At 48.9% G+C, this 15,025-nt stretch carries 14 protein-coding genes; 4 read left to right on the top strand and 10 right to left on the bottom strand.

Going from position 1 to position 15,025, the window contains the following annotated elements:
- Nucleotides 1–35: 35 nt before the first annotated feature.
- The 3 genes from OXH00_07455 to OXH00_07445 form a co-directional block, all read right to left on the bottom strand.
- Complete coding sequence (locus OXH00_07455; protein ID MCY3740839.1) at nt 36–1,130, bottom strand: lactonase family protein; 1,095 nt, start codon at nt 1,128–1,130, stop codon at nt 36–38.
- 14 nt (nt 1,131–1,144) lie between these two features.
- Complete coding sequence (locus OXH00_07450) at nt 1,145–2,755, bottom strand: sulfatase-like hydrolase/transferase (protein ID MCY3740838.1); 1,611 nt, start codon at nt 2,753–2,755, stop codon at nt 1,145–1,147.
- Between the two features lie 78 nt (nt 2,756–2,833).
- A complete protein-coding gene (locus OXH00_07445) occupies nt 2,834–4,444 on the bottom strand; it encodes a sulfatase-like hydrolase/transferase (GenBank protein MCY3740837.1) in 1,611 nt (536 codons plus the stop codon).
- A gap of 184 nt (nt 4,445–4,628) precedes the next feature.
- Here OXH00_07445 and OXH00_07440 point away from each other — a divergent pair, with 184 nt between their 5' ends.
- A complete protein-coding gene (locus tag OXH00_07440; GenBank protein MCY3740836.1) occupies nt 4,629–5,543 on the top strand; it encodes a hypothetical protein in 915 nt (304 codons plus the stop codon).
- Between the two features lie 4 nt (nt 5,544–5,547).
- Here the strand turns inward: OXH00_07440 and OXH00_07435 are convergent, their stop codons facing one another.
- The gene (locus OXH00_07435) at nt 5,548–6,384 is read right to left on the bottom strand and encodes a phytanoyl-CoA dioxygenase family protein (GenBank protein MCY3740835.1); all 837 of its coding nucleotides are present in this window, start codon (nt 6,382–6,384) and stop codon (nt 5,548–5,550) included.
- Between the two features lie 191 nt (nt 6,385–6,575).
- Here OXH00_07435 and OXH00_07430 point away from each other — a divergent pair, with 191 nt between their 5' ends.
- Nucleotides 6,576–6,818 carry a DUF433 domain-containing protein gene (locus OXH00_07430; GenBank protein MCY3740834.1) on the top strand — a complete coding sequence of 81 codons (243 nt, stop codon included), beginning with the start codon at nt 6,576–6,578 and terminating at the stop codon, nt 6,816–6,818.
- Complete coding sequence (locus OXH00_07425) at nt 6,802–7,179, top strand: DUF5615 family PIN-like protein (GenBank protein MCY3740833.1); 378 nt, start codon at nt 6,802–6,804, stop codon at nt 7,177–7,179. Before OXH00_07430 ends, OXH00_07425 begins: the two co-directional genes overlap by 17 nt.
- A gap of 5 nt (nt 7,180–7,184) precedes the next feature.
- On the opposite strand, the gene OXH00_07420 is transcribed toward OXH00_07425, so the two are convergent.
- The 6 genes from OXH00_07420 to OXH00_07395 all read right to left on the bottom strand — a co-directional run bounded on the left by OXH00_07420 (nt 7,185) and on the right by OXH00_07395 (nt 13,747).
- A complete protein-coding gene (locus tag OXH00_07420) occupies nt 7,185–8,657 on the bottom strand; it encodes an arylsulfatase (GenBank protein MCY3740832.1) in 1,473 nt (490 codons plus the stop codon).
- A gap of 44 nt (nt 8,658–8,701) precedes the next feature.
- Nucleotides 8,702–9,817 (bottom strand): PspA/IM30 family protein, encoded by a 1,116-nt coding sequence (locus OXH00_07415; protein MCY3740831.1) that lies wholly within the window; start codon nt 9,815–9,817, stop codon nt 8,702–8,704.
- A gap of 96 nt (nt 9,818–9,913) precedes the next feature.
- Nucleotides 9,914–10,219 (bottom strand): hypothetical protein, encoded by a 306-nt coding sequence (locus OXH00_07410; GenBank protein ID MCY3740830.1) that lies wholly within the window; start codon nt 10,217–10,219, stop codon nt 9,914–9,916.
- 28 nt (nt 10,220–10,247) lie between these two features.
- Nucleotides 10,248–11,327: a PspA/IM30 family protein gene (locus tag OXH00_07405; GenBank protein MCY3740829.1), complete on the bottom strand. Its 1,080-nt coding sequence runs from the start codon at nt 11,325–11,327 to the stop codon at nt 10,248–10,250.
- 57 nt (nt 11,328–11,384) lie between these two features.
- Complete coding sequence (locus OXH00_07400) at nt 11,385–12,563, bottom strand: PspA/IM30 family protein (protein ID MCY3740828.1); 1,179 nt, start codon at nt 12,561–12,563, stop codon at nt 11,385–11,387.
- 125 nt (nt 12,564–12,688) lie between these two features.
- On the bottom strand, nt 12,689–13,747 hold the full coding sequence (locus tag OXH00_07395) for a Gfo/Idh/MocA family oxidoreductase (protein ID MCY3740827.1): 1,059 nt from the start codon (nt 13,745–13,747) through the stop codon (nt 12,689–12,691).
- 242 nt (nt 13,748–13,989) lie between these two features.
- Between OXH00_07395 and OXH00_07390 the strand changes: the two genes are divergently transcribed.
- Nucleotides 13,990–15,021, top strand: a complete 1,032-nt coding sequence (locus OXH00_07390; protein MCY3740826.1) for an alcohol dehydrogenase catalytic domain-containing protein — start codon at nt 13,990–13,992, stop codon at nt 15,019–15,021.
- The last annotated feature ends 4 nt before the right edge of the window (nt 15,022–15,025 follow it).

The following is a 15,025-nucleotide window of genomic DNA, read 5'->3' as shown; positions in this document are numbered from 1 at the left end:
GGCGGGTTTCAGTGCCCGCCCATCAACGTAAAGAACTAACCACACGCCAACATCTTCAAACAGACAGGTGTCGGCACCTCCGCTACATCGCCAGTCGCGTTCAACTCACCCGTTTCAGCGTCAATAGTGAACGTAACAACTGTATCCGTCCGCTGATTTGCCGCAAAGAGGAAGGTGCCTTCTGGATTCAGCCCGAAGTTTCGAGGTGCCTGCCCTTGTGTAGATTCAAAGCCGATAGAACTCAACATTCCCGTTTCCGCATCAATCGCGCAGATTGCAATACTATCATGCCCACGATTTGACCCGTACAAGAACTTCCCGGAAGGATGGACGTGGATATCGGCACAATGACTGGTGCCGTCGAAATCATCGGGGAGTGTGGAAATCGTTTGGAATTCAGTGAGTGTTCCGGCTTTCGCGTCGTACCGGAAAGCAGTGAATGTAGAATCTATCTCGTTAATTACATAAGCATATTGACCGTTCGGATGGAAATCGAAATGCCGAGGTCCCGCACCGGGCTGCACACGCGCCCACGGTTGCGTATTAGGCGTGAGTTTCCCGTTTTTCGCATCTAATTGGTAGATGAGCACTTTATCAAGCCCGAGGTCGGGTGAAAAAGCGTAACGATTACCCGGATCAATCATGATCGCGTGCGCGTGCGGTTCCATCTGTCGTTGTGGATTGACGCTGGATCCCTGATGCTGCACGAAATCGGAGGCTTCACCCAGCCTACCGTCCGACGCAATCGGGAAAGCAGTGACGCTGCCACCACCGTAATTCGCCACGAGCAGACATTTACCAGTCGAATCCACACTTAGATGGCACGGGGCACCACCGCCGGTCGCGCGTTGGTTGAGATAGCTAATCTCTCCTGTCTCTTTATGAATATAAAATGCCGTGACAGCACCACTATCTTTGCCTTCAAACTCGTTAAGTTCGTTGACAGCATAGAGATATTGTCCGCTCGGGTGTATCTCTACAAACGATGGATTCTCAACGCCTGTTATTTTGCTGCTATATTCCAAGGCACCCGTCGCGCCGTCTAAGCGGTAGACGTAAATCCCTTCGCTGTTTCCATCTGTATAGGTGCCGACGTAAACGAAATAGTCTTGGCTGTTCTGTTGTGCCATTATTATTAATCTCCTTATAAGACCTTAAGATGAATCGTTTTCTCTTCACTTTCACTATAGCCGATGCGAATCGCTTTCGCGCGGACGCTTGTTTCGCCCTTTGGTAGACGTAGCGGATCGGTATACAACCGCCAACGGGCATCGTCTCCTTGCTCCGTCGTATAGGCAATGGATGCCCCTTGCGTGGAGCAGTGAAGTTGTAAAATAAGCGGAGCCGCCCATTCACCAACTCTATGTGCTACTTCTGTGCCCGGATGTTCGGCGTTAATCGGAATAAAAATCGGAGCCGCCGTTTGCGGTTGCGTACCATCAGGATACCACGTTGCAACCATCTGTTCTTCAGGTATATTTCCCATATCGCCGAATTCGGATTGCCACGCTGTTAGTGTCCGGCGCATCCGTTCCAGCACATCTTGGTGTTCAGCGTCTTCTGCCAAATTGTTGAGTTCATACTTATCATTTTCGGTATCGTAGAGCTCTTCAGCCGGACGCGGCGAACGAAACATAACCGCCTGATCCCCCTCTAATTCACCCGCGGCATACAACCGCCACATCTCCTGCATGACTGGATGCCGATTGCGATACGGAATCCAAAGCAGATACGGCTTTTCAGGGTAATAATTTTTGATGTATTTATACCGCTTATCTCGCACAGCGCGCATCATATCGTAGGATTCGTCATAACGGTCGCGTGTCGCAAAGATGTAATCGCGTTCAATCGTCTGTGGACCGAGAAACGGTTGTCCCTGCAGGTGCTGGGGTGCCTGCACGTCACAGAGTGAAAGCACCGTGGGGCCGAGGTCAATCAAACTCACCAGTTGTTCAGTGGTACTGCCTGGACTCAGGGTGCCGGGCCATCGGACAATCAAGGGGATACGGATACCTGCATCGTAGGGCCATCGTTTACCGCGTGGAAGTCCTTCGCCGTGATCGCTCCAGAGAAAGACAATAGTGTTCTCAGCAAGCCCATCCTCTTCTAGCTGATCCAACAGTTCACCGACGCGTGCGTCGGCGGTCGCGAGGTTATCGTATTGGCGCGCCAATGCCTGCCTCGCTTTCGGCGTATCGGGCAGATAGGGTGGTAACTGCACATCGTCTGGATTCGTGGTTGTGGTCAACGGGCGATTCTCTCGTTCCCACATACCGCTTTCGTGCGTAACACCTGGATTGAAGACCGAAAAGAAGGGTTGCTCTGCGTCGCGATTTCGCCAGTGTGCGGTGTTGTCGCTTTCATCCCACGCCGTGATGGGGGGTGTAAACTGGTAGTCGGTTTTGCTATTATTCGTGCAGTAATAGCCCGCGCCTCGGAGATATTCGGTGAAAGTCTTGACATAAGGGGGCGGCACTGCGGAATACGGTGTCGGCATGTCGGGGGTGTTCGGGTTCGTATGCCGTGTCCGCATATGGTGCGTACCGATGGAGGTCTGGTACATACTGGTAATGATTGCAGAACGGCTCGGGGCGCAGACCCCAGCAGTTGAAAACGCATTCGGAAACCGACACCCGCCTGCAGCGAGGCGGTCAATATTCGGGGTGCGAGCGATTGGGTCTCCGTAACAACCGAATCGCGGTGTTGTATCCTCTAACGAGATCCAAAGAATGTTCGGGCGGTCTGATATGTTCATTACGACTCCCTGTTTTTGACAAGATTGTACCTCAAACAGCGGTTTAAGTCAATAGGGTGTCTAAGCATTCAGGGGCATTTAGTTGTCTGAAACTGTGAATTTTAGAGATTTTTCATCGCTCTCTTTGTAACCGATCCGAATTGCTTTTGCTCTTATAACAGTTTCACCTTTCGGTAAACGCAAAGGTTCTGTATACAACTGCCATCGGACATCTTCACCTGGTTCGGTTGTATACGCAATTGAGGCACCTTGTGTTGAACAATGGAGTTGCAGAAGCAGCGGTGCGTCCCATTCTCCATCTTCATGAGTAGGTTCCATACCAGGGTTAGACGCGTTAATCGGAATGAAAAGTGGTGGTGCCGTTTGGGGTTGTGTGCCGTTAGGATACCATTTCGCCACCATCTGTTCTTCGGATATATACCCCATATCCCCGAATTCAGTTTGCCATTCTCCCAACGTTTCTCGCATCCGCTTAAGCACATTTGCATGTGCTGCATTCTCTGCTAAGTTGTTGAGTTCATACTTGTCATTTTCCACATCATAGAGCTCCTCAGTGGGGCACGGTGATTGGAACATGACCAATTGATCCCCCTCTAATTTGCCTTCGGTGTGAAGTCGCCACATCTCCTGCATCACCGGATGGCTATTGCGGTAAGGATCCCAGCGGAGATACGGCTTTTCGGGGTAATAATTTCGGATGTATTTATACTTTTTATCCCGCACAGCACGCAGCATGTGATACGATAAATCAAGGCGGTCGCGCGTCGCAAAAATATATTCACGTTCTACTTTTTCGGGGCCAAGGAAGGGTTGTCCATGTAGGTGCTGCGGTGCTTGAACACCACATAACGAAAGCACAGTGGGACCGAGGTCAATCAAACTCACCAATTGATCACTTTCACTCCCTGGATTAAGTGCTTCGTGCCAACGCACAATCAACGGAATTTGAATCCCCGCATCATAGGGCCAACGTTTACCGCGCGGAAGTCCTTCACCGTGGTCGCTCCAAATAAAGACAATGGTATTTTCAGCGAGGCCGTCCTCTTCGAGTTGATCTAACAACTCTCCGACACGTGTATCAGCAGTGGCGAGGTTATCGTACTGTCGAGCCAATGCAGCACGGGCTTTAGGTGTATCTGGTAAATAAGGTGGTAATTCCACGTCATCCGAATTCGTGGTCAGTGGACGATCTTCCTTTTCCCACATACCGCTTTCGTGTGTAACGGTTGGGTTAAAAACGGAAAAGAAGGGTTGCCCTTCCGCACGATTTCGCCAGTGTCCTTGATTGCTATTGTCATCCCACGCTGTGATAGGAGGTGTAAACTGATAGTCTGTTTTACTATTGTTGGTGCAATAATAGCCTGCCCCTCTCAGATATTCAGTGAAGGTTTTCACATAAGGTGGCGGAACAGCAGAATACGGCGTCGGTAGGTCAGGTGTACTTGGGTCTGTATGCGTGGTCCGATGGTGATGTGTTCCAATGGAAGTCTGATACATACCGGTGATAATAGCGGAACGACTGGGTGCACAGACGCCGGCTGTTGAAAAGGCATTTGGAAACCGACACCCGCCTGCAGCGAGCCGGTCAACGTTCGGTGTACGCGCAAGCGTGTCCCCGTAGCAACCGAAGCGCGGTGTTGTATCCTCTAACGAGATCCAAAGAATGTTCGGACGGTCTGATGTGTTCATTGCAACTCCCAGTTTTTGGTAATGATTGTACTTCAAACTCCGATTTAAGTCAATAGGATTGCAAAAAGCTGAGAAGTGTGTTAAAATTGGTATAAATTAGAGGCATTGCTATGCAAATCAAACCTTATTTCCTACCTAAAAACCAAATATTATAAAGGACTTTGAACCTGAGAGAGGCAATACTATGAACACTAAAATTTTTACGCTGTTTTGTTGCATCAGTCTTCTTTTGTCCAACGGTGTCGTTTCCGTAATAGCAGAAGCCCCGAAAACATCTAAAATCGTGTTTACATCTACCCGCGATGGTGATGCTGAGATTTATATAATGAATGTTGATGGAACTCAACAAAAGAACTTGACGCTCAATGGTGCCCGCGACGGTTCGCCTGTTTGGTCTCCCACGGGTGAGCATATCGCTTTTCACTCTGACCGACACGGCATTCGCGACATCTATATCATGGACGCTGATGGAAAAAATGTGCGGAAGGTGTTGAAAGATGTAGCCTATAGAGAGTTCCCGACTTGGTCACCAGATGGTAAGAAGGTGGCATATCATCGGGCACTCAGTGAGGCGATCTATATTGCGGATATAGATGAACGCACTGAAGCACATGTTGTATCATCTGGACGTATTGCAGGCTTTCCCGCTTGGTCGCCCGACGGTTCAGAGATCGTATTTACTTACAGACTCCCACACAATATTGGACGAACTGCTCTCCGTATCATAAATGTCAACACCCACGAAGAGACGACGCTGTTTGAAGTCGATGAACCCGCAACATTGATCCACGCTGCGTGGTCGCCAGATGGCAGCAAAATGGCCTTTCTCTGGTCGCAGAAAGGGGTCTATGTTCTGGATCGTGATGGCACTGGATTGAAGAAATTGGTAACGGGGTCTTCTCCGGCTTGGTCTCCACTCGGAGACAAGGTGCTTTATATTTCAGATGGAATCTTCACATTCGATTTAGGTAGCCGCAAGTCAAAACAATTAACAGGGGACGGCAATTATGAGGCGGATTGGTTTGACCCTGCAGCGTTACCCGTTCAACCTCAAGCACAGTTGCTAACAACAACTTGGGGGCAATTGAAACTGAAATAGGACGTTAGCTCCAGCACCCTTCTGTATACGCTTCACGATCAAATAACTTCTGGCGATGCGGGGTGGCGTGTTCTATCCATTCCACAGGGATTTCTTGCGTGTAACGGTGCGGCGGGCCTGCTTCCTTGAAGATGTCGATGTTGAAGATACGATAGAGCTGCGGCGAATCCACAGGCTTTGCCTCAACGGCGTGGAAGATCCGGGCATCTATATAGACCATACTCCCCGGCGGTAATTCCAACCGTTTCTCTTCCAATTTACGTCCGGCTTCTTTGTCATAGTCGCCTGCGAGCATCCGTTCTGGCGTTGCCTCTCTCGTCGGCGCGACCTTATGGCTACCCGGAATAACTTTGAGGTTTCGATCGCCACGTGTGAAGCCATTTGGATAGTACAAAATCTGTATATAGTAGTTATCGCGTTCAGCGAAATTAATCGGATTCTCATGCTTCCAATGGTGGTGGTCTTGGTGAAAACCGAGAGGACCGACCCCGCGGGGTGCTATGTTAAGTGCGGAGTGACAAAAGTGGTACGCCTCACCAATGGTCGCGCATATCAGTGCTGTAATAAAAGGATCATCAATAAGTTGATCGCTATATTTACCGCGATCATTCCACGGACGGATGAAATAGGGGCGTTCGGGTTCATCCCCGTTATTCAACGTTTCAATGTACTGACGTGTCGGTTCAAAATGCTGTGTAATCTCCTCAATCAGCCCTTCTCTGCCATCGTCCGTTAGCACGTCCGGATAAGCGATATAGCCGTCGTTGTGGAAAGAGTCGATATCTGCTTGCGACGGACCTGATAATCGGAAAAGTGAATCAAGCATCGTAGTGCTCTCCATAGCCGTAACTCCTTATGTAAAGCGTTTGTCGGACTGAAGCACAAGGGACTTCATCCAACAAAGTCGTTTGGTTGCATTCCCTATATTTGTTTGACTTTTCGTTTATTTGAGGGTATAATTCCACTATTCTTTAGATTTCTGACGTTGTAAAACCGTTAGCATCTTGTGCAAGATCAATGGGAAAAAGAAAAATGCAAAAACTTGACAGGATAACATTCAATCCACAAGTCATGGGTGGCAAGCCTTGTATCCGTGGGATGCGGGTCACTGTTGGGATGATAGTTGGTTTGGTTGCCTCTGGTTGTTCCAATGCCGAGATTTTGGATGCCTACCCCTATTTGGAAGAGGAAGATATTCGTCAGTCCCTTTCTTATGCTGCGTGGCGAGTTCAAGAGATTGAAGTGCCACTGGATATCTATGAAAATACTGATTGATATGAACCTTTCTATGAAATGGGTTCCCGTTTTTGAACAACACGGATGGCACGCAGTACACTGGCAGGATATAGGGGAACCGCACGCGTCAGATAACACCATTATGGCTTGGGCCCGTGAAAATGATTATGTCGTGTTTACGCAAGATCTTGATTTTGGAATACTACTTGCAACTACCTACGCTCAAAAACCTAGTGTGATTCAAGCCCGCGTTCAGAATGCTCTACCGTGGAACCTGGGCCCCGCGTTAATAGATATTCTTCATCAACACGAATCAGTCCTAGAAAGGGGAGCGTTACTTACTATCACTGAAGACCGCACACGGGTACGTATCCTCCCCTTTGAGGCGGACGACGTATAGCCTTCTCACATCCGACTGTGCCCCTCCTGCTGAAATCTCTCCAGCAACGCTGTCAGGCGTTCCACAATTTCTGGATACATTTCCCATACGTTATTCGTTTCACCCGGATCGTCGTAGATATGATACAGTTGCCCCGGCGTATCCGGTTGGGGACCGCCATCGCGAGGTGGGGGCCAGCCACCGGAACCTTGTGTTCCCAAGATCAATTTCCAATCACCGTGCCGGATAGAGAAAACACCTGTGCTGGAATGATGCACAATAGCTTCCCGCAATGGGCTTTCTATCTTTTCACCCAGTAACGCGGGCAAAATGTTGCAACTGTCCTGTCCTGCGTCGTCTGGCACTTCTGTCCCGACAATAGCTGCGCAAGTCGCCATCAGATCGGTGAGACAGGTTAACGTATCGGTTTCGGTATTCGGTGCGACGACACCGGGCCAACGCGCAATCAAGGGTTCGCGATGACCACCCTCCCAGATATGTGCCTTGTAACCACGCCAGTCACCGCAAGATTTATGATCGTAGAGATGATACGGCATTGGGCTGTTAGCTCCCTGAATCCTGTCACCGGGCAGTGCGCCATTATCACTCGTGACAAAGATGAGCGTCTCATCGGTTTTGCCGGTGCGTTCTAACGCATCCATGACTTCACCCACCATCCAATCCACAAGCCATACCATATCACCACGGGGACCAGCACTGCTCCGTCCACGTGCGAAGTCTGGTACAACAGCCTCTGTACAAGGTTCATGCGGTGCGGAAGGGGTCAGATAGAGGAAGAAAGGGACATCCGCATCGGCTTGTTCTTCAATATATTCGACGGCTTTCTCTGCTATAATAGGATCCGCATCTTTGTGCGCCCACCCTGGTGTCATCATACCGGGACGGCTTGTAAACTCTGGTACTTCATGATAGACGCTCGGAATTTCGACAAATGTGTCGTTTTCAATAAAACCGTAAGGCGGTTGGCAGGTCGGGCAGCCGGAATTCCCGTAAAAATAGTCAAACCCAATATCCACAGGACCACCCGTGAGTGGTGCAGTGAAATCAATATGCTCTTCGAGTTCACGTCCGGCATTTGACCACGGCAGTGGGGCATTGAAATCGAAGTCGTACCCTTGCATCGTCGAAAACCCGAGTCCGAGATGCCATTTGCCGACGCAGGCGGTGTTGTAACCCGCGTCTTTCAGTAATCCAGCGACTGTCAAGCGTTCGGGTTCAATAAGCGGCGGTTCGTACCCGTAAAGCACGCCGTGCTTAAGACGGCTCCGCCAACAATATCGACCTGTTAGAACGCCATATCGTGTCGGTGTACAGACAGCGGACGGAGAATGTGCATCCGTAAAGCGGATACCTTCCTGCGCGAGTTTATCCATATTTGGAGTCGGAATCTTCGAGTCTGGGTTATAGCAGCCGACATCACCGTATCCCATATCGTCTGCCATGATAAAGACAATGTTTGGAGAAGTATGTGTGTCCATTATGGTGGTTCCTGAGTAGGGATGGCGATAAAACATCGCGCCTATTATAATTTCGCCTTTAATTCGGCGAGGTCTTTGTCAATGGATGCGTCTTCTGCATAGTTTGAGAATTCACGATGCAGTTTCACATCTTTGAACGCTACGTCCACCTCAGAAGCCGCGCGTGCTAAGGCGGCAGCTTCGGTGACGTTTTGCTCTACTTGCCTCAGAATCTCGAAAGCTTTGCTATCTTGGAGTTCTGTCAACGCTTGATGCAGATGTTCGTGAGCATCAACATTTGTGTGCTGTGCGATGACCTGATCCCTTTTTCTTTCTGTCTCCTCGGTTTTTTGCTGCAGCGTTTCAAAGAGCGTTGTAAGATGTGTCACAACCCGTTTCTGTTCATTCCATTGGGATTTATAGCTGCTTGCGAGTCGTCGGTATTCATTCCGTTGTGCCAAATCTTCCCGTGCGAGATCCTCTCGTCCGGCTTGAAGAGCAATGGCTGCTCGTTCCTCACACCGTGCTGCCTGTGCAATCGCTCCCTCGTGCGCGTTTTGAAACTGTTTTTCAATGCCAATGGAGGCATCAACCTTCTGTTTTGCTTCCGAAAACCGATTTGTGATTTCATGGATGACATCGCCTAATACCTTTTCCAGATCGGTTGTTGCGGCTCTATTTTTAACCGCAGACTCAGTTTCATCTTCAGTCACAAATTCAACCTGTTTTGTGTCTAACTTAACAACAACGGTCTTGGCAAGTTTATCGCCCATCCGCTGTTTCTCTTTTCCGGTGGCAAACAGCCAGTCAACGGGTTGGAATATGCCCGCAAAACGACGAACGAAGGCATCTTTAAAATTCGCCGGTTCTCCATCCTCTAAACGGGTTGTCTGTAGAGATAAAAGCCGCTTTCCAAACCCACCCCCTTTTTTCACACCATCCATGAAAAACAGACCGAATCCCCACAGAATAAAACTTAGAGTCCCGACACTAACCGAGGTCATGTTTGATGCGTCATGAAAACTTCTAAAACTATCAAAAATCTCAAATAGCACAAAACCGCTAAGAATCAAAATGGCTTGGCAGAGACCCAAAAACCCTACGTCTAATAAAAACGCGCCCAGTCGCGCCCATCGGGATGCCAATTGAAACTTTTTTCCTGCAACCTTAATAATGGACATCGTTGGAAACTCCTTCTTTTCTATGAGAATCTGCTCTTGCTAAAAAAGATGTTAATGAGTGCTACGAGTCGGTTTCAGAAGGAAAATAAGATAGGGTCAGACCTCTTCTTCAGCCGCGTCCGCTGACGGTTTTGATGGCAATTGTGGCGGGAAAATAAGCGTATCGGCTGTGGACAATTGTTTGTGCGTTTTCAATACCGCTTTCAGTTCCGCGTAGAATTGTTCGCATTCTTCTTTTGTCCCGATCAGTTCTATGCTGGGCGAGTTTGACAGATTAATGTGTAACTCATACTGACGATGTCGCCCCCTAATTATTTTAATCTGATGGACATACTCAATATTCACCATCCCTCGGTAAGAGTTCTTATACCTTTCGTCCGGATTGATGATCTCAATAAACACTATGAAACTCCTTTCGGCTTTTTTCTCTCTACTGAACTTTTGCTTTTAATTCAGCAAGGTCCTTGTCGAGTGATGCTTCTTCAGCGTAACCCGCGAATTCACGCGCTAATTCCGTATCTTGGTATTCAACATCTACCTCAGCTGCAGCTTTCGCCAAAGTGGCTGCCTCCGTCGCGTCCTGCTCCATCTTTGCCAGCGTCTCAAATGCCTTACTGTCTTGTATCTCTTTCAGCATCTCTCGCAAATGGGTTTCCGCATCAACGTTTCTGTGTTTCGCGACGATCGCCGTTTTTTGACCTTGTGCCTCCGTCATCTTCTGTTGGAGATGCTCCAAGAGATCGCTCAGTGATCGGACGATCTGTTTCTGTTCTTCCCACTGCGTTTTATAGTCGTCTGCCAGTCGCCGGTATTCATTCCGTTTTTCCAAATCTTCGCGTGCCAAATCCTCACGTCCTGCTTTCAGAGAGATAACAGCGCGGTCTTGCCACCGATCCGCTTGCAGAACCGCGCCTTCGTAAGCATCTTGAAACTGTTTTTCAACCCCAATAGAGGCATCAACCTTCTCGCTCGCCTCTGTGAGACGGTTTTTCATTTCAACCATGGCATTCTCTAAAACCTGCTCTGGGTCTTCGGTTTCAGCTTCAAGCTGTTCCGGTTCCGGTTCAAATTCCACAACAACCGTCTCTGCGAACTTATCTCCAAGGCGTTGCTGTTTTTTACCAAGGAACCAGAGTAAGTCAAAGGGTTGCAGGAGACCCGCGAAACGGCGAAGAAAAGCGTCTTTGAAAGTACACGGTTTGCCATCTTTCAAACGAAGTACTTGTAGCGACAACAACTTCTTTCCTATGCCCTGCCCCTTTCTGAAGCCATCCATAAAAAACAGACCGAATATCCACAAAGCAAGACTGAACAGAGCGACAAAGGGGATGAATCCAATTCCAATTGACCAAGAGTTTTGATGGAGAAACAGGACTGCTACCAACGAAAGAAAAAATGCTAAAACTGATTGTGCGGCACCAATCAGTGCGACATCTATGAAGAAAGCATATAACCGTGTCAGGCGGGATGCTAATTTGAATTTTTTTCCTGCAATTTTGATAGACTTCATCTGTGAATCCTAAAATCTTTTGTGTTTGGACGGTGCCCGCCGGATGAACTTTTATTGCTATAATTTGGCTTTCAATTCAGTGAGGTCTTTATCAAGCGACGCTTCTTCGGCATAACCCGAAAATTCACGCTCCAGTGCCGCATTTTGATATGCGACATCGGTTTCAGCAGCCGCCTTTGCCAAAGTGGCTGCCTCCGTCGCTTTTTTCTCCATATTCGCAAGTGTCTCAAATGCTTGATTGTTTTCTATCTCTTTCAGCATCTCGCGGAGATGCACTTCGGCATCGATATTTCTGTGTTGTGCGACGACAGTCGCCTTTTGCCCTTCCGCTTCCATGGTTTTCTGCTGGAGATGCTCAAGGAGGTCGCTAAGAGTTTGGACAACCTGTTCCTGTTCTTCCCCTTGCTTTTTGTACTGGTCTGCCAATCGCTGGTATTCGTTACGTTTTCCGAGGTCTTCCCTTGCCAAATCCTCTCGTCCCGCCTTGAGGTTAATAATAGCACGCTCTTGCCAGTTTTCCGCTTGGGCGATAGCACCTTCATAAGCATTCTTAAACAGTTTTTCAACACCTACAGAGGCATCAACTTTCTGGCGTGCATCTGAAAGCCGGTTTGTCATCTCAACGATAGCGTTCTCTAAAATTTTCTCAGGATCTTCGGTTTCGGTTTCCAAAACTTCTGGCACTGGATCAAGCTTTACCACAACCGTCTCCGCTAACTTATCTCCCATCCGCTGCCGTTGTTTGCCAAAAGTCCAGAAGGAATCCAGGGGTTGAAAGATGCTGGTCAGACGGCGAACAAAAGAATCTTTAAAGGAGCAGGGTTTACCATTTTTCAATCGAAGCACTTGTAGGGACAGCAGCTTCTTGCCGGGACCTTGCCCATCACCGAAGCCATCCATAAAAAGCAGAATAGCTGCCCCTATTGCTGCACTGCCCCAGAGTAGAGTGTCTAAACTATAGTTCAGCCACGGTCCGAAAAGACCAATTATAGACATTTGCACGAGAGGGAATACATCTTCATCTACTTTAGTTTTAGGACCCAGGGTCCACAGCAATGCACTGAGCAATCCAATCCGAATAAGACTCGGGCCAATACCGGAACCCATTGCATCAAACAGAAAAGCCAAAATTGACAGCACACCTGCTACGAGCATTCCATCTATAAGAAACGCAAATAACCGCGCAAATCGTGATCCCAATTTGAGTTTTTTACCCGCAACCTCAATAAACTTCATCCTGAAAAACCTCTGTTATATGTACGTACATATATGTAGAGTCAGCAAAGGCGAAAAAGGATAGCGAAATAGCGTGCAGAAGAAGGTGCAAGGCACAACCACCTCGCACCATGATATTGTGTTCGCTACAGTGTTGGCACTGTCACCGCGACTTCGCGTCCGCCTGCATTTGAAGAATCAATAACGCCTTGGATGATAACGTTGGTAAGCATAACGCCGTACGGATCAATCGGCGAAGGTTTTCCTTCACGGACAGCGTCAATAAACGCCGAATCTTCTTCGTGGAATACACTTACCGATTCAAAATTAGTGAACTCTTGATCAAAAATCTCACCGTCTTTATCGCCATAGACGCGTACGCCTTCCTCTGGGCCACGGACTTCGCCAATACCGAGACGTAATCCCGCTTTTTTGCCGAGGAAAATCGTCCCGCCGAGTGAATCCATGTTCATGCACCAGCACGTCTTGAATACCATACGCGCCCCGTTCTCGAAGACCACCCAACCGACACCAAAATCTTCGACCTCAGTCTCTTTAAGAGCAGGGTTCCATGTATTGTGCAGACTCAGGTAGTTAGAGGTGATACCAGAGACTGCGACAGGTTTCGGGTGTCCCATCAGATAGAGAGCAGTATCAAGCGCATACACACCGATGTCCGCAGACGCGCCTAAACCCGCTGTCGCCTTTCGGATAAAACTACCACCGGGGTTCCCGCGCCGCCGATCCGCGACGGTCTCAACGTAGTAGATATCGCCGAGCGTGCCAGCATCAACGATCTCTTTTGCCTTGATTACCTGTGGCGAATAACGGAGTTTCAAACCGACCATCAATATTTTATCGTTTTCTTTTGCGGCATGCCACATTGAAGCGGCAGCGTCCAACGTCGCCTCCATCGGCTTCTCACAGAAAACGTGTTTGCCTGCGTTCAGCGCAGCCACTGTTGGTGCAGCGTGTACACCTGTTGGAGTGCAGACGTAGACCGCCTCAATCTCGTCCATTTTGAGCATCTCGTTATAATCGTTGAACGTGCGTTTGATACCCCACCGTTCTTTTGCGCGCTCCAGGTTTGCAGGGACAAGGTCGGCGGCGGCAATAATTTCAGCACCTTTGATATCTGCAAGTGTGCCGCAGTGCGCCTGGGCAATACCACCCGCCCCAATCAATCCTAATTTAACTGTTCTCATTTCCATCTCCTCGTTACGTATTGTATGCTTTTGATTTTAATGCATTTTGGGCTTAGAAGTCAAGAGGTTTTTCTAATCTGCGATGCATCAACACCCTCTTATGGTAGGAGCGAGTGTTTTTGCTTGGGTACTTCTTGTCGCTCGCTATCCTTAACTGACAACTGTTCCTTGAATAACCCGTTGACACATTTCACTGTCTGTGCTATATTCCAAACAGACTACTAATTTTCGAGGAGACTGTTGTGAAAGCTGCACAATTTTACGGTGGAAAAGACATAAGGGTTGAAACGGTACCAGACCCTACACCCGAAGAAGGGCAAGTCCTGGTCCAAGTAGAAGCATCAGGGATCTGTGGCAGTGATCTGCACGGGTACCATCACCCACCAGAAAAGCCTTTATCCCCACGCATTGGCGGACATGAATTGGCAGGACTTATTATTGATACGGGCAAAGATGTTACGGAATATGACAAGGGCGCGCGTGTGGCGGTTGAACCGATTAGCCCGTGTAACAATTGCCCGGAATGCTATAACGGCTACTATAATATCTGCGGAAATTTACGGCACGGTGGCGGCGGTTTCGCAGAGTTTATGGTCGCACGGATGGCAAACGTATATTCATTGCCGGAAAGCGTCTCTCCTGAAGGTGGCGCATTGGCAGAAGTCTACGCAGTGGCGGTACATGCTGTCAACAGAGCAATGGTATCACCCGGCGATCGCGTCGCTATTATCGGTAGTGGTCCCGTGGGATTGACAATTGCGCAGGTAGCAGATGTCGCAGGCGCGACCTCTATCGCTATGTTAGGAAAGCCGGATGGACCGATACAGATTGCCTACGATGCGGTGGGTGCTGTGCCCATCAATGTAGATAAAACAGACGCTGTAGAGGCTATCAAGGACTGGAGCGACGGACGCGGGGCTGATGTCGTTTTTGAAGCAGTCGGTGGCACAGCGAACACATTGGAACAAGCGACAGAGATTGCAGCGAAACGCGGACGTGTCTGTATGGTCGGTGGACACCGAACACCGCTCACTTTTTCAGAGCGATTCGCACGGAGCCGAGAGCTGACAGTCATCTGGTCCTTCTGTTACGGCAGGCGCGGTGGGAAAACCGAATTCCAAGTCGCTATTGATCTACTCGCCGCTGGTAAACTTGATCCGACCCCGCTCGTCACGCACCGGTTTGACTTAGACGATATTAACGAGGCATTCGCTGTCGCTGCAGGGCGCGATGAACACGGATCTGTCAAAGTTCTCGTGATGCCCAACAATTAAGGGA

The sequence above is a fragment of the Candidatus Poribacteria bacterium genome (genome assembly GCA_026706025.1).
In the GTDB taxonomy this organism is placed as follows: Bacteria; Poribacteria; WGA-4E; order WGA-4E; family WGA-3G; genus WGA-3G.
Note: the sequence above shows the minus strand (reverse complement) of the source record. Positions and strands in the feature narration are given on the sequence as shown.